The sequence below is a fragment of the Kribbella sp. genome (genome assembly GCF_035687465.1).
GTDB lineage: Bacteria > Actinomycetota > Actinomycetes > Propionibacteriales > Kribbellaceae > Kribbella.
In genome coordinates, this window is the sequence record NZ_DASRXP010000696.1 from 1 (window position 1) to 23,218 (window position 23,218).

The following is a 23,218-nucleotide window of genomic DNA, read 5'->3' on the forward strand; positions in this document are numbered from 1 at the left end:
GGTGGAGTGGATCTTGGTGGCCGTGGAGCGCCCCGCCGTCACGACGACGGCAGCGCGGGACGCCCAGGTGGCCAGGTGGTCGGCGCCGAGCGCCGGAGTCAGGGTTGCCAGGGTGAGCACCAGGTCGGCGACGTCCCAGGCGGCCTCGAGCGCGATGTCCCCGGAGCTGGTCGGACGGTTGTTGTCGCCGAGCCGCAGGTAGCAGCCTTCGGCCGGGGCTCCATCGATGTCGGGGAGGTACACGTCGAGGCGTTTGCGCGGCTCGCTGAACCGCGACTCGTGGGTGCCCGTGGCCTTCACGCCGAGCATCGCCGCCAGCAGCCCGTTCCCGGTGAGGTCGGCCACCAGGACATGCTTGCCTTCCTCTGCCGCCGAGACGGCCAGTGAGGCCACGGCGAGGGCACAAGCCCGCACGTCGTCGACGCTGACGACGGCCAGGGCCGGAGTCGGCGCCGTCGCCCAGTTGATGCGCTGGTCGAGGTGCTGCACCATCAGCCGGACCTCGGGGTGCTGCCGCTGGGACTTGTGCAGGTAGTTCGGGTACGGCAACCAGCGCCAGCGCGGCGGCCGGCCAGTGCTGAGCCGGACCCGGGCCGCCAGCGACTGGGCGATGTCCTGGCGTTTCCACAACCGGTCGGAAAGCAGCGCCCGCACGACGACGAAACCGATTCCGATGAAGAGCCCCGCGAGCAACCCCGAGCCGGCGCTGATCGCCAGCGTCCTCTTCGCGGAGGTCGGCGCCGGCGAGGCCTCGTCGAGCATCCGGCTGCTGTTCATCCGGGAGGCCGCGACCTCCTGATCGATGATCTGCTGCTGGATGTACTGCTGCCTGTCCTGGGCTATGCCGAGCCTCCTGGCCTCTGGACTGGTGGGCCTCTTCAGATCGAGTGGATCGTCACCGGCAGCCTTGACCGCCGCCTCCGCCTCGGTAACCGCCTTCTGGGCCACGGTGAGGTCTCGACGCAGTGGGACCTCCTGCTGCGCGACCTGCTCCTTGCGGAAGGTCAGGTAGGTCTGCGCCAGCACCGTGGCCAAGCCGGTGGCCTGCTGGCTGGTCTCAGCACCCACCTTGATCTCCAGCACCCGGTCGGTCAGCGCGGTCACTGAGTACTGCTTGAGCAGGTCGTCCGGCGTCTCGGGCAGCTTGAGCCGGTCGATCACCCGCTGCGCCACGGTGTGCGTGGTCACCAGGCTCACATCCGTGGCCATCGCCCGCGCCGGGTCGTCGCCGTCGCGGTGGGTCAGCAGCAACCGGGCCGACGAGACGCTGGGCGGCGGCAGTAAGGCGGGCATCGCCATTCCCAGGGTCAGGCCGGCGAACGCGAGGATGAGCCAGATGCGCAGATGCCGCCGGAGGGCATCACGAAGGAAGCGAAAGGTGACCAGGCTGTCCGGCGGGAAGGACGCCGACCGCTCATCGGCGAACAGGTCGTCGTCATCGTCCCAGGTCGGGTCGGTGCGCACCGGATCGGAGTACGGCTGGTTGCTCATCTGGTCGTCCTCCTCGCTGTACCAGTGAGGATGGTCGGCAGCCGCGAGCCAGAGCGGCGCATGGACTGCGAGACGCGGCCGATCGTGCTGTCGGACGGATCCGGGTCGGTGACGACCAGGCCGTCGATGTCGCGGTCCTCCGCGGCGGCCGCGACGGCGAGCCGGGCCAGCTCCTCGGCGGTCACGGTTCCGGCCGACAGGGCGACGATCGTGCTGGTGGTGCGCTCGGCACCGGTCAGGTGCGGCGCGTCCCGATCGGCCACCAGGAGATGGATGCTGAGGGCAACCTTGCCGGGCGGTTCCAGGTGGCCGTCGACCACGATCGCGGTGGAGATGCCGATCGAGGTCGCGAACGCGGCGAGCTGAGGGCCCAGCGGTCGTGCCTTGTCGTCCCCGGCGAAAGAGATGACGCACAGCGAGACCGGCGGACCGCCCTTCACGTCCAGGCCGAGGTGGTGCAGCGTCTTGCGCAGGCTCCAGGCGTCGACGGCTGTCGGTGCGTAGTGTTCGAGCAGGTTGGCCCAGTCCGAGACATCTTTGGCCTGGTACGACGAGACGGACGCGAGCACGGGCAGACCGACCGCGTCCGCGATCTCGTCCCGCAGCCTCAGCCGCCGATCGCCGCGGGCCGCGGCCAGCACGCCGATCGCGCCGGCCACAGCGCCCAGCAGCGCGCCCAGCAGGCCGAAGATCCCTAGATGGACAACCATGTTGCCGCCTCGTGCGGTCGTCGCTTCCTGCAGCACCCGCGCCCCCGTCTTCTTCCCCAGGTCGCCCGGGAGCTTCTGGTCCGTGGTGACGAAGACCAGATAGATCTCGGCAACGGCGTTGGCCAACCGCATCGCCTGCTGTGCCGAGGTTCCCCGTGCGTCGATCTTGATGACATCCTGCGTGACCCCGGTGACCTTCACCCGGTCGCGGACCACGTCGGTGGCCAGCGGCGGGGTCAGGTTCTGGCCGGCGCTCCTGAGTACCGGCTCGCTTTCGGCGATGAAGACCTGCGTCTCGATTGTCTGCGTGCCGGCCTCCTTCGCCGCGTCGCTCGCGGGCGGCGGTGGCAGCACCACCATGGACGTGGCGGTGTGCAGCGGAGGCTCCACCAGGGCGTACGCGATTCCGCCCAGCAGCCCCAGTGCCGCCACCGCGGCGACTACGCGGCGGTGTCGCCGGATCGCTCGCCAAGACTTCTTGACGTCCAGCTCCTGCGTGCTCACAGGCCCCTCCAGTAGAACGTCGTCGGTTCGTTCCTGTAATAGAGGGCGATGAGTGGAGGGTGATACAGCGGGAGCCCGGTCAGTCGCGGAATCGGAACCTGCTGACCACCGCGGAGCCCGGAACGAGACGTCCGGCCCCGACCAGTGTCGTAATCGGCACGCGATGTCCGAACCGGGGCGAGTACCAGCCGAGGATCGGCTCGGTTTCCCCGTGGTGCTTGCTCCAGACCAGTTCCGGCGGCAACTCCACGACGGCCGTTCCGGATGGCCAAACGAGCCGGCCGACGTGACCGTCCAGCTCGACGGTCACCTCTGGTCCGAGATGCCAGGCCAGGCGGACGGCCGCGCCTTCATCGACCTGATCCTCGACCCGCAACACCCCGGTGTGATGCTCCAGTACGACGGTCCTGCGGTGCGCGACCGGCGGATCGAGCACCTGGTAGCCGTCATGCTCGGCACTCCAGGTCGACGCCTCGTCATCGGCCGAGAACCCCTGCGCCAGCCCGGTTGCCCCGCGCAACCACAGGAACGGGCCGCCCTGCACGGACTGCTCGGCGCCCGCGACCTCGAGGGTGTTGTGGCCGATGGTCGAGCGGAAGTAGTTCCGCCACGATGCCTCGCCGTGATAGCTGTACGTGCCCGGATCGGCCAGGATGTCCACCCCGCCGACCCGGACCTCGAGCGAGAGCGCGTCGGCGTGAGCGTGCGCGGCGATGGACAGGAACCCGTGCGGCCCCGTGTCTCCACGGCACCAGATCTCGGGGCACGCGTCGCGGCTGTGCAGGATCGCGAGGCCCGCGTCGGCGAAGTACTCCGGCCGTTCGCGCGGGCGATCGGGCCCAACTCGTCCACGCAGCAGGGATCCAGCCAGTACTGCGGCCGCGGTGGCCGGCGTTCGCGGCCACCAGTCGGCGCTGCCGACGAGAGCGGCACCGAGAGAGAGGAAGGCCGACCAGTTGGTCAGATCGGGCGGATCGAGCACCAGGACCTGGCCCTCGTCGTCGTCTCCCTGACGGGGCGGACACAGGGTCTCGTCGACGATCGCCGCGGCCACATCGACCGTCCGGGTCAGCAATGACCAGGTCTGCGGTGACAGCGGATGACCGGCTGCATCGGCCTCGACAGCGGCGTACAGGCCTAGTTCGGAGACGAAGCGGTGATAGTCGGTCGCGAGTTCGCGGTTGACCCCGGACGGGAACGTGTTGGCGTCCAGTTCCTGTTCCAGCAGAGCTGCCGCGTCCCGCCGCCAGCGCGCACTCTCCTCGAACCACGGAAAGGCGCAGGCGGCAACGAGTTGCCCGGCGGCCTCGGCGATCACATGGTTGTTCGCCGACGAGCCGCGGCTGCGGAACGCGGCCAGATAGCGCTGGTGCCAGTGGAGCTGCCGGACCGCGAGCTCGTTGTGCTCGAACAGGTCGGTCACCTCGGGCCAGTCATTCAGGAGCCGCCTGATCCACGTCCAGCTGATCAGCCGGGTCCCGACCTCGATCCCACTGGTCCAGTGGATCCCCGACAGGAACGGGTTCTCGGCCCACCAGTCGCGAAGTTGCTCGGCGACCCGTTCGGCGTAGCTGTCGTCATGGGTCAGGTACCAGGCCGCGGCCAGCTGGGTCAGGTGGTGGTGCCGGGACAACTCCCAGACCTGCTTCACGTTCCCGACCAGGTCCTCGGAGCGATGGTTCAGCCGGAACGCGTACTGCGCCGGGTCGGACCGGCGACCCGTGATCGGGTCGCGAAACCAGTCCGGCGAGCCCAGGTCGGTCCGGGCGATGCCGAGCACCTCCAGCCGCCCGGCCAGGATCGCGTCAGCGGTGGCGATCACCGCCTTCCCGGCCTCCTCCGGTACTGCGGCAGCTGTCGCGGGCGGCAGCGTCGCGGCGAAGGACCGCTCGGGCCGTCCGGGCACAGGACCTTTGAAATCCTGGCCCGGCCGGACCTGCTGGTAGGCCCAGGTCGTTCGGCGAACATGGTCGCGCGTCCGCCACACCAGTTCGGTGGGGGACATCCGCCGCAGGCGACGGACGTACCAGCCGACCGACTGGCGGCTCACACTTTCTCCGGGCGACCGCTGGCCAGGCTCCGATCCACAGCGATGGTGGCGCGGGTCGTGGCGAGCAGCGACTCGAGCGGGATGGGCATCGCCGCACCCGACCGGAGCGCCGTCACGAAGCTCTCCAGCTCCACCCGCTGACCCTTGTCCGTGCCTCCACGTGCCTTGCGGGTCGCCGGGCGTCGACCGGTCCAGAGCGACGCCTTCTGGAAGTTGTCGAACCGTGCGTTCCGGCCGCCGCCGGTGACATCGATCGTCTCCTTCGGGAACCGCGAGTTGCCGCCGCTGACGTAGCTGATCGTGCCGGTCGAACCGTTCTCGAACCGCAGCGTCACGCTCACGTCGCCGGCGTCCGGCCCCGGTACGGCGAAGACTTCGGTAGGCAGGCTCTCCAGCCACCACGACAACGTGTCGATGAAATGGCCGCCCTCGCCCGCGAACCGGGTACCTTCCCGGTCCTGGTCGAGATACCAGCTGCTGGAGTCGAGACGGCCGGCGTTCACCAGGTAGCGCACGGTCGAGCCGCCACCAGGGTGGCCGAACCGCGACCGGAGCTCGGTGAGTAGCGGGGCGAAGCGGCGGTTGAAGCCGACCATCAAGCGGTCGTTGCCGGTGGCATCGACGACGGCGGCGATCCGGTCCACTTCCTCGGTGGTCAGCGCCAGCGGCTTCTCGACGAACACGGCCTTCCCGCGTTCGAGCGCACGACACGTCAGGTCGGCGTGGCTGCTGTGCCGGGTGACCACGAACACCGCGTCGACCGACTCGTCGTCCAGTACTGCGTCGGCGTCCGTGGAGATGTTCGCGAAGCCGAACCGGCGTTGCGCGTTCGCCGCCGACAACGACTTGTTCGTGGCGACGTGCGTCAGGACCGCGTCGTCGTTCTTGGCCAGGTGCGGCAGCAGCATCGACGACGCGTAGTTGCCCGCGCCGACGAATCCGAGTCGCACCTTGGCGCCCGTACCGGTGACTGTCCTCCTGGCCGGTGCCGGCTGGAGGGTCGGCTCCTGCGTCGGGAGCGGCGTGGAGTCCGGGTACTCGAAGAGGAAGCCGACGCCGGGCAGCGCGCCCGTACTCAGCTGCTGGTAGACCGCGGTCGCGTCCGCGATCGGGAAGATCCGCGCCACCAGCGAGGACACGTCGATCTGCTCGCGGGCGATCAGATCGATGAAGCACTCCAGGTTGCGGCGCTCGGTCCAGCGGACGTAGCCAGCCGGGTAGTCGATCCCCTCGAGCTCGTACCGGTCGTCGTACCGGCCGGGGCCGTAGGACCGGGAGAAGCGGACGTCCAGTTCCTTCTCGTAGTAGGCGTTCCACGGCAGGTCGAGGCTGGTCTTGCCGATGTCGACGACCCGGGCGCGATCGCGGGCGAGCCGCGCGGCCACCTCGACCGGTCCGTTCGACGAGCCGCCGGCAGCGAGCAGGATGTGGTCGGCGCCGAGGCCGTTGCTCGCCTCGAGCAGGGACCGCTCCAGTACTGCGATTCCGTCCTCGTCCGCTGACGAGCAGTGCAGCGCGCCGGCCTTCTCCGCCATCCGGCACCGGTCCTCGACCGTGTCGATGCCGAACACCCGGACCCCGGCCGCGATCAGCAGCCGGACCACGAGCTGTCCGACCAGGCCGAGCCCGATCACCACCGCGGTGTCGCCGAGCTGCACCTCCGACTGCCGTACGCCGTGCATGGCGATCGCGCCGACAGTCGAGAAGGCGGCCTGCTCCGGCGGGACACCATCGGGGACCGGAACGCACAGGTTGGTAGGGATCCAGTTGTACTCCGCGTGCAGCGCGAACTCGTTGCCCGCGGCAGCCACCAGTTGGCCGACACTGAACTCCTCGGCTCCGCGGCCGACCTCGACGACCACACCGCACAGCGAGTAGCCCAGCGGGGTGTAGGAGTCGAGCTTGTTCATCACCTTCTTGTAGGTGTTGACCGCGCCCTGCTGGGCGACCGAGTCCAGCACCTTCTTCACCTGGTCCGGCCGGGCGCGCGCCTTGCCGAGCATCGACAACCGCGCCTCGCCGACCTTCATCAGCTCGGTGCCGGTGGAGATCAGGGAGTACAGCGACCGGACCAGTACGCCGCCGGGCGCGCAGGTCGGCGGCGGTACGTCGAGGACCGCCAGCTCACCGGACTTGTAGTTCTGCGCTACCTGCTTCATCGTCGTCTCTCGCTCAGGTAGAAGGGTCACGTACTCACGCCGAGGTTCTTCATGTGGCGGGTCCAGGTCTCCAGCGTGAGCAGCTGCCAGATCTGCTTGGAGTTGTCCTCGCGGCCGGCCCGCTCGTCGTCGACGAGACGTTGCACCGCGGCCTGCTGGAGGAAGCCGCTGCCGACCAGCTCACCGCGCAGCAGCACGTCGTCCACCAGTTCGCGCAGGTCGTTGCGGACCCAGGCGCGCAGCGGTGCGCTGAAGGACGCCTTCGGCCGGTAGATGATCTCCTTCGGCAACCAGGCCTCGGCGGCACGCTTCAGCGCGAGCTTGCCCTGGCGTCCGTGGATCTTGTCCTTACCCGGGATCGAGAACGCCGCGCGGACCACCTCGGGATCCACGAACGGGGTCCGGACCTCGGTGGACGCCGCCATGCTCGAGCGATCGGTGTAGGCGAGATTCAGGCCGGGCAGGAACATCCGTGAGTCGGCCAGACACATCCGGTTCACGTGGTCGTCGAGCGAGGTGTCGTGGTAGATGTCGCTGTGCTCGGCGAGCAGCTTCCCGACGTACGGCTCGAGGTCGGGGCTGAGGAGCCCGGTCAGGTCGTCGGCGTCGTACATGGTGTAGCTGCGCCGGAACGCGGCCTCCTCGGGCAGGTCCGCGAAGGTGAGGAAGCGCTTGGCCCAGCGGGCGTAGCGCAGGCCCCGGCCGTTCGCCGTGACGGGCAGCCGCCGGACCGCGGGACCGACCAAGCCGTTGCGCAGGACGCCCGGCAGTTGCTGGTAGCGCGCCCCCATCACGCAGGCGAGGTGCTTGCGGTAGCCGCCGAAGAGCTCGTCGGCGCCCATCCCGGACAGCAGCACCTTCACGCCGGCGTCCCGGGCCGTGTCGCACATCAGCAGTGTGTTGATCGCGGCCGGGTCGCCGATCGGTTGGTCCAGGATGTCGACGATGCGGGGGAGCAGTACGACCACGTCGGGCGCGATCTCGATCTCGTGCAGGTCGACCCCGAACTGGGCTGCCACCTTGCGGGCGTAGATCGCGTCGTCGGGCATCGCCTCGAGGCGCTGGTCCTCGGCCCGGAAGGTGATCGTGTAGGCGTCGATCCCGGGATCGCTGCGCTTGGCCAGCACGGTGACCAGGCTGGAGTCGAGGCCGCCACTGAGGAACGTCGAGACCGGTACGTCGGCGACCAGGTGCGCGGCGACTGATTCCTCGATCACCTGACGCAGATCCGCCGGAGGGCCGGCGGCCGCCTCGGCCGCGACGTCGGCCACCCGCCAGTACGTCTCGTGACGGCTGGTGCCGTCCGGCCGGAACTCGGCCCACGAACCTGGCGGGAGTTTCTCCACGCCCTCGATCGCGCAGTTCTGCTCAGGCAGCCAGTAATAGAGCATCGAGGCGATCAGGGCGCCGGGATCAGTCCGGAGCTCTGGGCCGACCGCGGAGACCAGTGCCTTCAGCTCAGACGCGAAGATCACGCCGCCTTGGCGGCGCAGGAAGTAGAGCGGCTTGATGCCCATCGGGTCGCGGGCCAGGAACAGGCTGCCGCTCTGCTCGTCCAGCATCGCGAACGCGAACATGCCGCGGAACCGCGACAGCGCCGCGGGACCCCAGCGGCGCCAGGCTTCCAGGACGACCTCGGTGTCGGAGCTGGTCCGGAAAGTGGATCCGGACTGGGCCAGCTCCGCCCGCAGTTCCTTGTAGTTGTAGAGCTCGCCGTTGTAGCTGATCGTCAGGCCCTGCTTGGTCAGCGGCTGGTCGGCCGCCAGGGACAGATCGATGATCGAGAGCCGGCGATGCGCGAGGTAGGCATTGATCCGGCCGTCCTCGACCCGGTGGATGCCGGTCGCGTCCGGGCCGCGATGAGCGATCCGCTCGCTCATCGTCTCGGTCAGGGCGAGGCCGTCGTGCTGCTGGTAGCAGCCGGCGATTCCGCACACGTCAGGAGCCCGCTGTCCGGACCACGTTGCTGACCGGGTCGCTCACCACGGAGAGCCTCCCGGTCAGCCGGTCGTAGACACCCACGTACGCCTTCTGCTGGTGCTTCCACGCAAGCTCTGTCTCGACCAGTTCGCGCCCGAGCCGGCCCATCCGGGCGCGGCGAACCTCGTCGTCGAGCAGGTCGACGATCGCCTGCCCGTACAACTCCACGTCATTCGGCTCGACGTACAGGGCCGCGTCGCCGGCCGAGACCCTGGTCTCGGTCAGGTCGAAGGCGACCACCGGCAGTTCGAAGGCCATGTACTCCATCGTCTTGTTCATCGTGGAGACGTCGTTGAGCGGATTCTTCGGGTCCGGTGACAGGCCCAGGTCGGCGGTCGACATCACCCGCTGGACCGTCTCGTCCGGCACCCGCCCGGTGAACTCGACGTGGTCGGCCAGCCCGAGCTCGTCGCGCAGCGCCACCACCTCGTCGAAGCTGTCGCCGCTGCCCATCAGGGTGAACGCGATGTCCTTGCGGCCGAGCTTGTTGATCACCACGTCGGCCGCCCGGACCACGATGTCGACGCCGTCCTGCGGGCCCATCACGCCGATGTAGGCGACCAGGTGGCGGTGACCCCGCCGGCAGGACTCGTCGACCGCGCCGCGCCGCAGCCGGTCCGGATCAGGCCCGGTCCGTACGACGGTGACGTCGTCGGTCGCCTTCCCACTGCGGGTGATGGCGATCTTGCGGTACGAGTCGTTGGTCGAGATGACGTGGTCCGCGCGGCGGTGCGTGGTGCGCTCGAGGAACCGCAGTCCCTTGTACGGAAGGCCCGCGGCGTCCGGGAAGCGGGACTGGTAGAGCTCCGGGCACAGGTCGTGGTGGTCGAAGACGAAGCGGGTCCCGTCGATCCGGCGCAGCAGCATCGCGATCGGCCAGAAGATGTCCGGCGGATTGCAGGCCTGCATGACCTGGAACTTGCCTTGCTTGCGAGCCCGCAGTACGAGCCGGAGCGTCATCAGGAACGAGTACACATACTCGCCGATGTACCCGAGCTTGCTGCCGCCCGGCGAGTAGCCGCGGTACTTGTGGACCTTGACGCCGTCGATCTCCTGGTACGCCGGGTCGCCCGGCCCCTTGGGACAGACCACGGTCACGTCGTACCCGGACCCGACGAGCGCCTGGCACTCGAGCCAGACCCGTCGGTCGAACGGAACCCAGAGGTTCTGCACGATGATCAGCACGCGGGGAGCGGTCACCAGCCTGCTCCTTCGTATCCGGGCAGGGCCTCGACAGCCGCGCCGAGCCGGCCGCTCAGGTCGATGGTCCGGGCCGGCGGGCAGCCGAGCAGCGCGTCGACGACCTCGGTGTCCGTGGTGGAGACCAGGGCCAGGTCGGCGCCGCGGAGTGCCTCGACCGGGTCGTCGGTGAGGACCCGTTCCAGATGCGGCAACTTGGACTGGACGTGTCGCTTGTTGGCGCCGATCAGCCGGCTCGGATTGACGATCGAGTCGTAGATCCGCAGGTTGTAGCCCTTGCCGATCAGCCGCTCGGCGAGCTCGACGCTCGGGCTCTCGCGCAGATCGTCCGTGGCGGTCTTGAAGCTCAGCCCGAGCAGGGCGACCTCACGACCCGGACCGGCCAACACCCGGTCGACGATGTCGCGGATGATCAGGTCGTTGGTGGCCAGGGTTCCGGCCAGCAGCGGGAGGTCCGTGTCGTTGACCCGGGCCAGGTGCAGGACCGAGCGCAGGTCCTTGGGCAGGCACGAGCCGCCGAAGGCGAAGCCCGGCCGCAGGTAGGTGGGGGAGATGTTCAGGCTGGTGTCCTGGACGAACAGCCGCATCACCTCGCGCGAGTCCACGCCGTAGCACCGGAAGATCCGGCCCATCTCGTTGGCGAACGAGACCTTGGTCGCGTGGAACGCGTTGCAGGCGTACTTGAGCGCCTCCGCGGTTCGTACGTCGACCACTTGGACCTCGGTGGGCAGGAAGCCGAAGAGCTCGGTCAGCGCACCGCCGACGCGAGGCTCGGCGGTGCCGACCACGACGAACGGCGGGGTGAAGAAGTCCGCGAGGCCCGAGCCCTCGCGGAGGAACTCCGGGCACATCGCCGTACCGAAGGTGAAGCCGTCGCCGCCCGCGTGCTCGGCCAGAACCGCCGCGACCACCTCGTCGACGGTGCCCGGCGGCACCGTGCTGCGGATGACGATGCTGTGGAAGCCGGAGGCCGGCGGTGCGACCGTCCTGGACGCGATCGCGATGTCCTCGACAGCCCTGCGGATGTAGGTGAGGTCGGTACTGCCACTGGGAGTCGAGGGCGTCCCGACGCAGATCAGGGAGACGTCCGCCCCTTCCAGCGCCAGCCGTGGATCCGTCGTCGCGTGCATCCTGCCCGCCGCGACCCCGGCGGCCACTAGTTCGTCCAGTCCTGGTTCGACCACCGGGCTGCGTCCCTGGGTGATCGGATCGACCTTGGCGGTGTCGACATCGACCCCCCAGACGTCGTGACCGTTGGCGGCAAGGCAGGCAGCGGTCACCGACCCCACGTACCCCAGCCCGAATACGGCGACCTTCATCGCGCCCCCCACAAAGTCATCAAGCGTAGAACCGGCAGTCCCCCGACAGCGTCTTTATAGAGCGGCGACGAAACCGCTCTGATACACGTCCGAGCCGACGACCCCGGCGAGCCGCTCGAACAACGCCCGACGATCTTCGCCCACAGACTCCCCACAGATGTCTGCGCCGAACACCTCCGCGTCGCGGACCTGCGTGATTCCCCCTTGTTGCTGTCTTGCTCTACAGAGCGACCCGCCCCTGCTCTGATACATCGGCGGTGCGAAGCGGAAACCATCCTGGGTGCCGCCAACTCCTCAGTGACCGGCAAAGCGCCCGGAGTGACCATGGAAGCGCTGTATGACCTGCCGTCCGTCAGTCCAATCGGGCCGCGGCGGAGCAGGTCGGGGTCGAATTCAGGTCGTATGTATCAGACCGCGGGCTCGGTGATCTGTTGTAGCGAAACGACAGGGCCGAGGTAGGGGGAGTTGGCGGATGAGAGTTCTGGTCACTGGGGACCGCGGGTACATCGGCGCGGTGCTGGTTCCGTTCCTGCGCGGCGCCGGGCATGAGGTCGACGGTCTGGATGTGGGGCTGTACGAGGGGTGTGACCTGCTCGGTGGGCCGGAGCCGCTCGGTGGGCGGGTGCCGCGGGACATGCGGGACGTCGGCCCCGAGGAGCTGGCCGGCTACGACGCCGTCGTCTGCCTGGCCGCCCTGTCGAACGATCCCCTCGGCCACCTCAACAGCGCGACGACGTACTCGGTGAACCTCGACGGCACGCTCCGGGTCGCCCAGGCGGCCAAGGACGCCGGTGTCGGACGGTTCCTGTTCGCCTCCTCCTGCAGCCTGTACGGCGCCGCCGGGTCCGAGGCGGTCGGTGAGGATGCCGACATGTTCCCCGTCACGCCGTACGGCGAGACGAAAGCCCTGGCGGAGAAGGAACTCTCGAAGCTGGCGGACGACAACTTCAGCCCGACCTACCTGCGGAACGCGACCGCGTACGGCGCTTCCACCCGGCTGCGGCTCGACATCGTGGTGAACAACCTGACTGCGATCGCGCTGACCACCGGCGAGATCCGGATGGAGAGCGACGGGTCGCCGTGGCGCCCGCTGGTCCACATCGAGGACATCAGCCGGGCGTTCCTGACCGTGCTCGAGGCACCACGCGAAGTGATCCACGACGAGGCGTTCAACGTCGGCCGGTCGGAGGACGTGGTCCAGGTGCGCGACATCGCCGAGATGGTCGGCGAGACGATCCCCGGCTCGAAGGTCTCGTTCGCCGACGGCGCGGGGCCGGATCTGCGCAACTACAAGGTCGACTTCTCCAAGCTCAACGACACCTTCCCCGACCTCCAGCTGCAGTGGACGGTTCGCGCCGGCGTCGAGGAACTGGCGGCGGCGTACCAGCGCCACGGTCTGACGCTCGACGACTTCAACTCCGCGCAGTTCGTCCGGCTGCGCAGGATCAACCAACTGCTGGCGCTGGGACTGGTCGACGACCAGCTCCGCCGGCAGACCGACGAGCAGTTCCCGGGCCCCGGGTCGCCTGTTTTCGAGGAGATGCACTGATGGGGGAATCTCTCGGCTGTCGCCTCTGCGGCGAGCCTCTGACGCGGACCTTCGTCGACCTGGGCATGTCGCCGCCGTGCGAGAGCTACCTGCGCGCCGACCAGCTCGACAGCGGCGAGACGTTCTACCCGCTGCACGTCCGGATCTGCGACAACTGCCTGCTGGTCCAGCTGCCGGCGTACGTCGCGGCCGATGATGTGTTCAGCGACTACCTGTACTTCTCGTCGTACTCGACCAGCTGGGTGGAGCACGCCCGCCGGTTCGTGGTGGACATGCAGGAGCGGTTGGAGCTCGGCGCCGACAGCCTGATCGTCGAGGCGGCCAGCAACGACGGCTACCTGCTGCAGCACGCGGTGGCGCTCGGCATCCCGGTGCTCGGGATCGAGCCGGCCGGGAACATCGCGGAGATTGCCAATGAGAAGGGCATCCGGACCGAGAGCTACTTCCTCGGCGAGGACACCGGCAAGGACGCGGCGTCCCGGTACGGCCAGGCAGACCTTGTCGTCGGCAACAACGTGTTCGCGCACGTGCCGGACATCGTCGACTTCGCCAAGGGCCTGCGGGCACTGGTGAAGGACGACGGCCTGGTGTCGCTGGAGTTCCCGCACCTGCTCCGGCTGATCGAGCGCCGTCAGTACGACACGATCTACCACGAGCACTACCAGTACCTGACCCTCAAGACCGCCGCGCTCGCGCTCGAGAAGGCCGGCCTGAAGGTGGTCGACGTCCAGGAACTGGCCAGCCACGGCGGCTCGCTGCGCGTCTTCTCGACGCCGATCGAGACGGCGGGAGAGCCGACCGAGCTCGTGCTCAAGGTGCTGAAGGACGAGGAAGACGCCGGGCTGCACTCGGCCGAGGGCCACGAAGGCTTCGCCAGGGACGTCTTCGCGATCAAGGCCGACCTGGTCGAGTTCCTGCTCGGCGCGGCCCGCGCGGGCAAGTCGGTCGCCGGCTACGGCGCACCCGGCAAGGGCAACACGCTGCTGAACCACTGCGGCATCCGGGAGGACCTGCTGCCGTTCACGGTCGACCGCAGCCCGCACAAGCACGGCATGTTCCTGCCCGGGACGCACATCCCGATCTACTCGCCGGAGCGCCTCGCCGAGGTGCGCCCCGACTACATCTTGATCCTGCCGTGGAACCTGCGGGAGGAGATCGTGCACCAGCTCGGCTATGCACGGGACTGGGGCGCCCGGTTCGTCGTCCCGATCCCGCGCCTCGAAGTCATTTGAATCGTTGTGGGGATCTGACCAGCCGGGTAGCACCGGCGAACGACCAGGGAGGGGTTCCATGAAGGTCGTTATCTTCTGCGGGGGGCTAGGGCTGCGGATGCGCAGCGGCGTCGACTCCGCACCGAAGCCGATGATGACGATCGGCGACCGGCCGGTCCTGTGGCACGTGATGCGGTACTACGCGCACTTCGGCCACACCGAGTTCATCCTCTGTCTGGGGTGGGGCGGAGCCGCGGTCAAGGAGTACTTCCTGCGGTACGAGGAGACCCACTCGAACGACTTCGTGATGACCAAGGGCGGGCAGCAGATCGAGCTGCTCGACTCCGACATCAGCGAGTGGAAGATCACCTTCGTCGACACCGGCATCGACACCTCCATCGGTGAGCGGCTGCGCCGGGTCCGTCCGTACCTCGAGGACGACGACGTCTTCCTGGCCAACTACGGCGACGTGCTGACCGACGCCCCGATGGACAAGATCGTCGACCAGGTGCTCACCAGCGACGTCACCGCCAGCCTGCTCGCGGTCCCGCCCCAGGCGTCCTTCCACGTGGTCGAGTTCGGCACCGACGCCCGGATCAGCGGCCTGCGCTCGGCCCACGAGCTGGCGCTGTGGATCAACGGCGGCTACTTCGTGCTGAAGAAGGAGATCTTCGACGTGCTGCACGAGGGCGAGGACCTGGTCGGGGACGCGTTCCCGCGGCTCGCCGCGATGAGCAGGCTGCAGGCGATCCCGCACCATGGCTTCTGGGCGCCGATGGACACGCTCAAGGAGCGCAGCGCGCTCGAGGAGATGTACCGCTCCGGCACCAAGCCCTGGGCCTTGTGGGCCCACGAGGCGGACGGTAGGCCCGGCCACCACAACGGCCACTCGAACGGCCAGGTTGCGAGCAGCGTGGCGGTGGCGATCTGATGCTGCCGTTCCAGCTCGGCCTTCGCGGCCGGCAGAGCCACCTGGTCGCGCTCGGCGCCCACCCGGACGACATCGAGATCGGTTGCGGGGGCACCTTGCTCCAGCTCGCCGAGACCGTGCCGGGCCTGACCGCCGAGTTCGTGATCGCGACCGGTACTCCGGTCCGCCTGGAGGAGGCCCGTCGCAGCGCGGAGCTGTTCCTCCCGGGGTGCGAGGTGACGGTGACGTCGGCCGAGCTGCCGGACGGCCGCCTCCCGACGTACTGGGAGGACGTCAAGGAACTGCTCGAGACGACGGCCCGGGGGAGCCGGCCCGATCTCGTGCTGGCGCCGAGCCGGACCGACGCGCACCAGGACCACCGCACGGTCGCCGAACTGGCGACCACGGTGTGGCGCGACCACCTGGTGCTGAACTACGAGATCCCCAAGTGGGACGGCGATTTCAGCCGGCCGTGGCTGTACGTCGCCCTGACCGAGGAGCAGCTGCGCGAGAAGGTCGCGCGCCTGCACAAGGCCTTCCCGTCCCAGGTCGAGCACGACTGGTTCGACGAGGAGGTCTTCGCCGGCCTGGCCCGGCTGCGCGGGATGGAATGCCGCGCCCAGTATGCCGAGGCGTTCAGCACGGCGAAGGCAACCCTGACGTGGTAACCGGAGGAGGAGAAGTGGCGAGCTTCAGCTGTCGTGGATGTGCCGGCGACGATGTCGTGCCCGTGGTCGATCTCGGCGCCCAGCCGTGTGCGGACCATTTCCCGCCGGTCGATACACCGGGGACCGACCCGCGCTGGCCGCTCGAGCTCTGGCTCTGCCGAGGCTGCAAGCTGGTCCAGCTCGGCCCGGTCGAGCCGCAGCTCCCCGAACCGCCGCTGGCAGTCGAGTCGGCGACCAGCCTGGCGCACGCTGAGGCGTCGGTGAAGGAACTGCTGGTCGACTACCCCGAGCTGACCGGTGGGCTCGTGTTCGAGTTCGCCAGTCACCACGGTGGATCGTGGCTCGACCACCTCCAGGCCGCCGGCTGCCGGATCGCGACCGAGTCGGAACGCGCCGACCTGGTCGTGGACGTACACGGCATCGCCCACGAACCCGCCGTCGGCGAGATGATGAAGCTCCGGGCGGAGCGGTTGGCGCCCGGCGGTCTGCTGATCCTCGAGTTCCACCACTTGCTGCCGCTGTTCATCGGCAACCAGTTCGACACCATCCGGCACGGGCACTGGTCGTACCTGTCGCTCGGCGCGGTGATGCGCCTGGGCGCGCTGCACGGTCTGGCGGTCGAGTCGGTCCGGCGGGTGGACATGTTCGGCGGAAGCCTGCAGGTGATGCTCAGGCACGAGGACGAGGCGCGGCCTGACGAGTCGGTGAGCGAGACGCTCCAGGACGAGACCGCAGCCGGGATCTCCGACGAGTTCCAACTGTCCACTCTGCAGGAAGCCGCCTGGCACGCGGCCGGTGCTCTGCATGACGAACTCGCCCGGCACAAGGCTGCCGGTCGTACCGTCCTCGGCTACGGCGCGCCTTCGAAGGCACCGGTCCTGCTGGACCTCAGCAAGGTCGGCACCGACCTGCTCGCGTTCACGGTCGATGCCGCGCCGGGCAAACACGGGCGCCGGATACCGGGCTGCGGGGTGCCGATCCGTTCGATCGACGACCTGCGGGCAGTCCGTCCGGACGTCGTCCTGGTGCTCACCTGGGACATCGCCGACGAAGTGATCTCGCAGCTCGAAGCGAACGGCGGCGGCTGGGGTGCCACCTACCTGGTCCCGCTGCCCGAACCGCACGAAGTCGTGGGCTGACCGTGAGAGGGGTCCTGCGCCGGCTCACCTGGGGACTCGCCGACCAGGCCGTGACCAGCATGGTCAGCTTCATAGTCGGCATCGTCGTCGCAAGATCGCTGGGCGCCGTGGAGTTCGGCGCCTTCAGCCTCGCCTGGGTGACGTACGGCGTGGTGGTGAACATCTCGCGCGGCCTCGCCACCGACCCGCTGGCCGTGCGGTTCAGCGGAGTGGCCCGGCCACTGTGGCGGACCGCGGTGGCGAGTTCGTCCGGGATGGCGATCGCCGTTGGCCTGGCAACCGGGACGATCTGCGTCGCCGTGGGTATGGCCCTCGGCGGCAGACCCGGTGCGGCCTTCATCGCACTGGGTTTCGTGCTGCCGGCGCTGACGCTCCAGGACAGCTGGCGGTTCGCCTTCTTCTCCTCCGGGCAGGGCGGGAAGGCCTTCCTCAGTGACATCACCTGGGCAGTGGTGCTGGTCCCGCTGTTGTTCCTGGCGTCGCGGGACCCGAGCGTCACCCGTTTCGTGCTGGCCTGGGGAGCCGCAGCCGCTGTCGCCGCCCTGGTCAGTGGTCTGCAGGCGGGCATCCTGCCGCGATTGTTCCGGAGTCGCCAATGGCTGACGCACCATCGCGACCTCAGCCTTCGCTATCTGGCTGAGAACCTGACCATCAGCGGTGCGTACCAGCTCCGGATGTACGGCCTCGGGGCCTTCGCCGGTGTCGCCGCGGTCGGTACGGTCCGCGGCGGCGAGATCCTGCTCGGCCCCTTCTTCATCGTGCTCTCCGGTGTCGGTCTGGTGGCTGTGCCGGAAGCCGCCAGAGCCCTGCGTCGGTCGGTACGAGGACTGCCGATCTTCTGCCTGCTGCTCGGTGGAGCGCAGGCGGCCGCGGCACTGATCTGGGGCCTGGCGCTCATCATCGGGCTGCCGGACGAATGGGGGCGCCAGCTGCTCGGCGAGGTCTGGGCCTCGGCGTCGCTGTTGTTGCTCCCAGCAACGTTGTCGGTGATGAACGCCAGCTTCTCCACCGGCGCGGCCGCGGGCCTGCGCGCACTGGGAGTGGCCAAGCGGAGTCTGCGGGCGCAGCTGTACGCGTCGGCGGCGTACCTGACCTTCGGCGTTGCCGGCGGTGCGTACGGCGGTGCGCTCGGCTCGGCCTGGGGAGCTGCCTGCGCCACCTTCGTGGGTGCGTTCGTCTGGTGGTGGCACCTCCGCGCCGGGGTCCGGGAGCGGTTGCAACAGGAAGAGGACTCGTCTCCGCGGCCGGATGAAACTGTGGGGCCGGCCGCGGAGACGGACGAACGGCAGGACATGACAGAGATGAGGAGTACATGAACGCGGCGCCCCGGCTGAGTATCGGCCTTCCGGTGTACAACGGCGAGAACTATCTGGCCGAGGCGCTGGACGCGCTGCTCGACCAGACCTACAAGGACTTCGAGCTGATCATCTCCGACAACGCCTCGACCGATCGCACCGAGCAGATCTGCCGCGAGTACGAGGCGCGGGACCAGCGGATCCGCTACATCCGCCAGCCGATCAACCTCGGCGCCGGGCCCAACCACAACGCGGTCTTCCACGAGTCCCGCGGTGAGCTGTTCAAGTGGGCCTCGCACGACGACCTCTACGGCCGCGACCTGCTGGAGAAGTGCATCGAGGCGCTGGACGCAAAGCCGGACGTGATCCTGGCCCACTCCTGGCAGGCGATCATCGACGGCGAGGGGAAGATCGTCCTCCCGATCGACTACCCGCTCGCCACCGACGACCCGCGAGCACCGGTCCGCTTCCAGAGCATGCTGTTCACCGTCGGCGGTGACGACTTCTATGGCGTCATGCGGTCCGACGTACTGCGGAAGACGCCGCTGCAGCAGAGTTATCACCACGCCGACCGGACCATCGTCAGCGAACTCGCGCTGCACGGACGCTTCTACCAGGTGCCCGAGGTCCTCTATTACCGGCGGGATCATCCGGATCGCGCGGAACGGGCCCAACCGAGTATGCGGGCCCGCTGCGCCAACCTCGATCCGCGCCGCGCGAACCGGCTCCGGAACCCGATGGTCCGGCTCGTCGGCGAGTACATTTGGGGTTTCGTCAGCGCGATCCGGCGCGCGCCACTCTCGTCGTCCGAGCGTCGTCGTTGCTATCGGCACCTGGCGCACTGGATGGTCAGCCGGGTGCTGCCCGGGACCACCCGCCGGATCGAGGACACCGCGCCGACGGCGGCCGGCCCGGCCGCCGCACCGGATGTGGCGATTGCGGGACAGCGGAGGGTTTCATCAAAGTGACGACTGCACCGAAGGTCGCACTGTTCGGCCTCTTCGGATCGGGCAACCTCGGCAACGAGGGTTCGCTCGACGCGATGCTGCGCTTCTTGCGCACCGCACAGCCGGCGGCGGAGCTCGCGTGCGTGTGCCCGGTGCCGGAGGAGGTCGAGCGACGGTTCGGCCTCCGGTCCTTCTCCCTCACCTGGTACCGGCCGGCCGAGGGTGAACCGCGGCTGAAAGTCGTTCTGCGCAAGATGGTCGGCAAGGTCGTGGACTCGATCCGGACCTACCGTTGGGTGCGCCGGTACGACGCCGTCATCGTGCCCGGCATGGGGGTCCTCGAGACCACGTTGTCGATCCGGCCGTGGGGCTTCCCGTACGCGTTGCTGCTCGTGCTGGTCTGGGGCCGGCTGTGCGGCCGGAAGGTCGCGCTGGTCAGCGTCGGGGCCGAGGTCACCGGCCAACCGGTCACCCGGTGGGTGATGAAGACCGCCGCACGGCTGGCGACCTACCGGTCCTATCGCGACGACCACTCGAAGCAAGCCATGCAGCGCATGGGTGTCGACACCAGCCGTGACTCCGTCTACCCGGATCTGGCGTTCGCGCTGCCGACGCCGCATGACGTCCGGGTGCAGCCCAGGACAGTGGGGGTGGGGGTGATGGCGTACCGCGGCACGTATGCGGATCGGGGGCATGCCGACGAGATCCAGTCCGGCTACCTGACCGAGATCACCGCCTTCGTCGCGTGGCTGGTCGACGAGGGCTACCGGGTGCGGCTGTTCACCGGCGATCCGTCGGACGAGACCGTCGCCGCCGCGGTGATGTCGGCCGTCCGGCGGACCAGGCCGCAGCTCGCCGACGGCTCGGTCGTCACCGTCGCCGCCGCCTCGCTGACCGAGGTGATCGAGCAGATGGCGAAGGTCGAAGTGGTCGTCGCATCGAGGTACCACAACGTGATCTCGGCGCTCAGGGCCGGGAGACCGACCATCTCGATCAGCTACGCGACCAAGAACGACGTGCTGATGGAGAGCGTGGGATTACGGGCCTACTGCCAGCCGATCCGCTCGCTCGACCAGGCGCGCCTGCGGGAGCAGTTCCGCGATCTCGAGCTCAGCCGTGAGCAGGTGACGGCCGACCTCGTCGCCCGGAACGACCTGAACACGAAGTTGCTCGAGGAGCAGAACGCCGATCTCCTCGCCACGCTCTTCGGCAAGTCTCGCCAATCTGACTAGTACGGGGGATACCGATGCAGGTCACCGAGGTGCCGGCCATTGCCGGCGCGCTGTTGTTCACACCGACGCCGCACGTCGACGAGCGGGGCTTCTTCTCCCGCACCTTCGACACCGAGATCGTCCGGGCGGCCGGGATCGATCCGTGTGGCTTCGCGCAGGACAGCATCTCGCGGTCCGTCAAGGGCGTGATCCGCGGCATGCACCTGCGGTCCGGGGCGGGGGAGTCGAAGCTGGTCCGCTGCTCGTACGGCGAGGTGTTCGACGTCGTCGTCGACCTGCGCCCCGACTCGCCGACGTACCGCAACGTCGAGTTCTTCGAGCTGAGCGGCGACAGTCAGGTCACCGTCTACGTGCCGGCCGGCTGCGCCCACGGGTTCCAGGCCCTCACCGACCCGGCCGACGTCTCCTACCGGATCGACCGTCCGCACGACCCGACCGAGGACGTCACCATCGCGTTCGACGATCCGGACCTGGCCATCCCGTGGCCGTTGCCGGTGACCACCACCTCCGCCCGCGACGGCGGGGCTCCGACGCTGGCCGCGACCGGCAGGCTCCGGCGATGACCGCTCGGGAGCGGGGGCTGCCGCTGTCCGTAGCGGCGAACGCCAGGCTGCACACGCTGATCCCAGGTGGCGCCCACACCTACGCCAAGGGCGAGGACCAGTACCCCGAGGGCCTGGCGCCGGTCATCTCGCACGGTCACGGCGGTCACGTCTGGGACGTGGACGGCAACGAGTACATCGAGTACGGCGCCGGGTTGCGCTCGGTCAGCCTCGGTCACGTCCATCCCAAGGTCATCGAGGCCGTCCAGCGGCAGCTCCAGCTGGGCAGCAACTTCGTCCGCCCCGGCTTGATCGAGCTCCAGGCGGCGGAGCGGTTCCTGGAGACGGTGCCGACGGCCGACATGGTCAAGTTCGCCAAGAACGGTTCGGACGCGACCACCGCGGCTGTGCGTCTCGCGCGGGCGGTGACCGGACGCCCGCTGGTGGCGATCTGCGGCACGCAGCCGTTCTTCTCCACCGACGACTGGTTCATCACCACTACCGCGATGCGGGCCGGGATTCCCACCTCGACCTCCGACCTCACCGTGCGGTTCCCGTATGGCGACCTGCCCGCAACCGAGGAACTGCTGCGCCAATACGACGGCCAGATCAGCTGCCTGATCCTCGAGGCGGCCACCCAGCACGACCCGCCGGACGGCTACCTGGCCGGTCTCCGCGATCTGGCCCACCAGTACGGCTGCCTGCTCATCTTCGACGAGATGATCACCGGCTTCCGCTGGTCGGAGGCCGGCGCCCAGGGCCTGTACGGCGTGACGCCGGACCTCTCCACCTTCGGCAAGGCGCTCGGCAACGGGTTCGCCGTCTCGGCGCTGGCCGGACGCCGTGAGCTGATGGAGCGCGGCGGTCTGCGCGACTCCGCCGAACGGGTCTTCATCCTGTCGACCACTCATGGTGCCGAGTCGCATGCACTCGCGGCTGCTATCGCGGTGATGGAGACGTACCCCAAGGAAGGGGTCGCCGCCCGCTTGCACGAGCTGGGCGATCGTCTCGCCGCGGGCGTCCGTCAGGTGACCGAGGATGCCGGGGTCGCGCAGCACGTGGTGGTTCGAGGCCGTGCGTCCAACCTGGTTTTCGCCACCCTCGACGAGAACCTGCAGCCGTCCCAGGACTATCGGACGCTCTTCCTCCGTGAGCTGGTCCTCGGTGGCGTGTTGGGCCCGTCGTTCGTCGTCAGCGCCGGCCTGACCGAAGAGGACATCGACCAGACCATCGAGGTCGTGGCCCGCGCCTGCGTCGTCTACCGGATAGCGCTCGATGCCCAGGACCCGCGGACCTGGATGGGCGGGCGGCCGGTTCGTCCGGTGTTCCGCAAGTACGCCTGAACCTGCCTCAGCCCGGACGACGGCTCTCGCTGAGCTTGTCGATCAGCAGCGCCGTCGCCGGGATGACCAACAGGCCGCAGCCGAACCCGCCGATGGTGTCGGTGGGGTAATGCGCGGTGAGGTCGATCTGAACCCAGGCCATCAGTGCCCCGCAGGCAACGGCCAGACCGAGCACCAGCGCCAGACCGGCGACCCGGCCGACATCCAGTAGGTCGGCCAGCAACAGGCCCAGGACGACACCGATCGCTGTCGCGGCCGCGGTGTGACCGCTGGGGTAGGACAGGAAGTCGCCGTGGATCCGCCGGTCCACGACGTACTTCAGGACTGTCGTCAGCACGCTGGTGAGGATGGTGCCGACCAGCGCGACGACAGCCAGCCGTCGGCGTCCGGCGATCAGGCAGAGTCCCATCACGATCAGCACCAGGATCGTCCGGCCGGCCGGTCCGCCGGTCCAGTCCACCGCCAGGGCGGCACCCCACGCGGCAGCCGGTGTGTTGACGTCCGGCTGGATCCACCGATCCAGCCTTCCCGGCTCGGTGCCACCCGCCAGCATCACGCCCGGTACGGCGACCAGCAGCGTCCCCAGGACCATCGGCAATGCCAGCGCTTGCCGCGGTACAACCCCTTGATCTGAAGTCATTCCCCCCACCCCATGCAAATTCTATCCACAGGTTCCGCAGGCCGTGTCGCGGAGCACGGGCGCCCGTAGTACCCTGCGGTGACTTGCTGCCTACAGGCTGATGAACTCTGGGGTATCGGCACCAGCGAAGGATGGATTTTCGCCCGGGGTGGCGTGGCGACAGGCGATGGACACGGAGGCCGGGCAGACTGCGCAATGCCCCGGCACAGTAGCGTAGAGTGCCCGGACGACAGCAGCGTGAGACGAGGGTCCGGGTGTGAGCGGAGGTAAGCGAGTGCCCGCGATGCCCCACGAGGTCCGGGATGGTTCAGCCACTCCGGTGTGAGTGG

At 68.8% G+C, this 23,218-nt stretch carries 18 protein-coding genes; 10 read left to right on the forward strand and 8 right to left on the reverse strand.

Annotated elements, in window-relative coordinates; genetic code table 11:
* From VFG33_RS37720 to VFG33_RS37750, 7 genes are all read right to left on the reverse strand, one after another.
* Positions 1–1,491, reverse strand: a 1,491-nt coding sequence (locus tag VFG33_RS37720) for a YveK family protein (RefSeq protein WP_325057824.1), incomplete at its 3' end; no start/stop codon positions are given.
* On the reverse strand, positions 1,488–2,705 hold the full coding sequence (locus VFG33_RS37725; protein ID WP_325057825.1) for a Wzz/FepE/Etk N-terminal domain-containing protein: 1,218 nt from the start codon (positions 2,703–2,705) through the stop codon (positions 1,488–1,490). The genes VFG33_RS37725 and VFG33_RS37720, both read right to left, overlap by 4 nt.
* A gap of 79 nt (positions 2,706–2,784) precedes the next feature.
* Complete coding sequence (locus VFG33_RS37730) at positions 2,785–4,755, reverse strand: heparinase II/III family protein (protein WP_325057826.1); 1,971 nt, start codon at positions 4,753–4,755, stop codon at positions 2,785–2,787.
* Complete coding sequence (locus tag VFG33_RS37735) at positions 4,752–6,914, reverse strand: bi-domain-containing oxidoreductase (RefSeq protein ID WP_325057827.1); 2,163 nt, start codon at positions 6,912–6,914, stop codon at positions 4,752–4,754. The genes VFG33_RS37730 and VFG33_RS37735 overlap by 4 nt, the downstream gene beginning before the upstream one ends.
* A 26-nt stretch (positions 6,915–6,940) precedes the next feature.
* A complete protein-coding gene (asnB, locus tag VFG33_RS37740) occupies positions 6,941–8,851 on the reverse strand; it encodes an asparagine synthase (glutamine-hydrolyzing) (protein ID WP_325057828.1) in 1,911 nt (636 codons plus the stop codon).
* Position 8,852: 1 nt separating this feature from the next.
* Positions 8,853–10,094: a glycosyltransferase family 4 protein gene (locus VFG33_RS37745; protein WP_325057829.1), complete on the reverse strand. Its 1,242-nt coding sequence runs from the start codon at positions 10,092–10,094 to the stop codon at positions 8,853–8,855.
* On the reverse strand, positions 10,091–11,413 hold the full coding sequence (locus tag VFG33_RS37750; RefSeq protein ID WP_325057830.1) for a UDP-glucose dehydrogenase family protein: 1,323 nt from the start codon (positions 11,411–11,413) through the stop codon (positions 10,091–10,093). Before VFG33_RS37750 ends, VFG33_RS37745 begins: the two co-directional genes overlap by 4 nt.
* A gap of 472 nt (positions 11,414–11,885) precedes the next feature.
* Here VFG33_RS37750 and VFG33_RS37755 point away from each other — a divergent pair, with 472 nt between their 5' ends.
* The 10 genes from VFG33_RS37755 to VFG33_RS37800 are packed head-to-tail and all read left to right on the forward strand — an operon-like array spanning position 11,886 to position 22,249.
* A complete protein-coding gene (locus VFG33_RS37755; protein WP_325057831.1) occupies positions 11,886–12,962 on the forward strand; it encodes an NAD-dependent epimerase/dehydratase family protein in 1,077 nt (358 codons plus the stop codon).
* Positions 12,962–14,194: a methyltransferase domain-containing protein gene (locus VFG33_RS37760; RefSeq protein ID WP_325057832.1), complete on the forward strand. Its 1,233-nt coding sequence runs from the start codon at positions 12,962–12,964 to the stop codon at positions 14,192–14,194. The genes VFG33_RS37755 and VFG33_RS37760 overlap by 1 nt, the downstream gene beginning before the upstream one ends.
* Positions 14,195–14,252: 58 nt before the next feature.
* A complete protein-coding gene (locus tag VFG33_RS37765; protein ID WP_325057833.1) occupies positions 14,253–15,104 on the forward strand; it encodes a glycosyltransferase family protein in 852 nt (283 codons plus the stop codon).
* Positions 15,104–15,751, forward strand: a complete 648-nt coding sequence (locus tag VFG33_RS37770; protein WP_325057834.1) for a PIG-L deacetylase family protein — start codon at positions 15,104–15,106, stop codon at positions 15,749–15,751. The genes VFG33_RS37765 and VFG33_RS37770 overlap by 1 nt, the downstream gene beginning before the upstream one ends.
* A 14-nt stretch (positions 15,752–15,765) precedes the next feature.
* The gene (locus VFG33_RS37775; protein ID WP_325057835.1) at positions 15,766–16,890 is read left to right on the forward strand and encodes a class I SAM-dependent methyltransferase; all 1,125 of its coding nucleotides are present in this window, start codon (positions 15,766–15,768) and stop codon (positions 16,888–16,890) included.
* Between the two features lie 2 nt (positions 16,891–16,892).
* Positions 16,893–18,206: an MATE family efflux transporter gene (locus VFG33_RS37780; RefSeq protein WP_325057836.1), complete on the forward strand. Its 1,314-nt coding sequence runs from the start codon at positions 16,893–16,895 to the stop codon at positions 18,204–18,206.
* Complete coding sequence (locus tag VFG33_RS37785; protein WP_325057837.1) at positions 18,203–19,153, forward strand: glycosyltransferase family 2 protein; 951 nt, start codon at positions 18,203–18,205, stop codon at positions 19,151–19,153. Before VFG33_RS37780 ends, VFG33_RS37785 begins: the two co-directional genes overlap by 4 nt.
* Positions 19,150–20,364, forward strand: coding sequence for a polysaccharide pyruvyl transferase family protein (locus VFG33_RS37790; RefSeq protein ID WP_325057838.1), 1,215 nt, complete (start codon positions 19,150–19,152; stop codon positions 20,362–20,364). The genes VFG33_RS37785 and VFG33_RS37790 overlap by 4 nt, the downstream gene beginning before the upstream one ends.
* A gap of 14 nt (positions 20,365–20,378) precedes the next feature.
* Positions 20,379–20,927, forward strand: a complete 549-nt coding sequence (locus VFG33_RS37795) for a dTDP-4-dehydrorhamnose 3,5-epimerase family protein (RefSeq protein WP_325057839.1) — start codon at positions 20,379–20,381, stop codon at positions 20,925–20,927.
* Positions 20,924–22,249, forward strand: coding sequence for a glutamate-1-semialdehyde 2,1-aminomutase (locus VFG33_RS37800; RefSeq protein ID WP_325057840.1), 1,326 nt, complete (start codon positions 20,924–20,926; stop codon positions 22,247–22,249). Before VFG33_RS37795 ends, VFG33_RS37800 begins: the two co-directional genes overlap by 4 nt.
* A 7-nt stretch (positions 22,250–22,256) precedes the next feature.
* Here the strand turns inward: VFG33_RS37800 and VFG33_RS37805 are convergent, their stop codons facing one another.
* A complete protein-coding gene (locus VFG33_RS37805; protein WP_325057841.1) occupies positions 22,257–22,889 on the reverse strand; it encodes a phosphatase PAP2 family protein in 633 nt (210 codons plus the stop codon).
* Positions 22,890–23,218 lie beyond the last annotated feature (329 nt).

Bases quoted from the DNA above. Each gene is read 5' to 3' on its own strand.
- VFG33_RS37735 (WP_325057827.1), bottom strand. From the start codon at position 6,914: ATGAAGCAGGTAGCGCAGAACTACAAGTCCGGTGAGCTGGCGGTCCTC.
- VFG33_RS37750 (WP_325057830.1), bottom strand. From the start codon at position 11,413: ATGAAGGTCGCCGTATTCGGGCTGGGGTACGTGGGGTCGGTGACCGCT.
- VFG33_RS37755 (WP_325057831.1), top strand. From the start codon at position 11,886: ATGAGAGTTCTGGTCACTGGGGACCGCGGGTACATCGGCGCGGTGCTG.
- VFG33_RS37760 (WP_325057832.1), top strand. From the start codon at position 12,962: ATGGGGGAATCTCTCGGCTGTCGCCTCTGCGGCGAGCCTCTGACGCGG.
- VFG33_RS37765 (WP_325057833.1), top strand. From the start codon at position 14,253: ATGAAGGTCGTTATCTTCTGCGGGGGGCTAGGGCTGCGGATGCGCAGC.
- VFG33_RS37770 (WP_325057834.1), top strand. From the start codon at position 15,104: ATGCTGCCGTTCCAGCTCGGCCTTCGCGGCCGGCAGAGCCACCTGGTC.
- VFG33_RS37785 (WP_325057837.1), top strand. From the start codon at position 18,203: ATGAACGCGGCGCCCCGGCTGAGTATCGGCCTTCCGGTGTACAACGGC.
- VFG33_RS37795 (WP_325057839.1), top strand. From the start codon at position 20,379: ATGCAGGTCACCGAGGTGCCGGCCATTGCCGGCGCGCTGTTGTTCACA.
- VFG33_RS37800 (WP_325057840.1), top strand. From the start codon at position 20,924: ATGACCGCTCGGGAGCGGGGGCTGCCGCTGTCCGTAGCGGCGAACGCC.
- VFG33_RS37805 (WP_325057841.1), bottom strand. From the start codon at position 22,889: ATGACTTCAGATCAAGGGGTTGTACCGCGGCAAGCGCTGGCATTGCCG.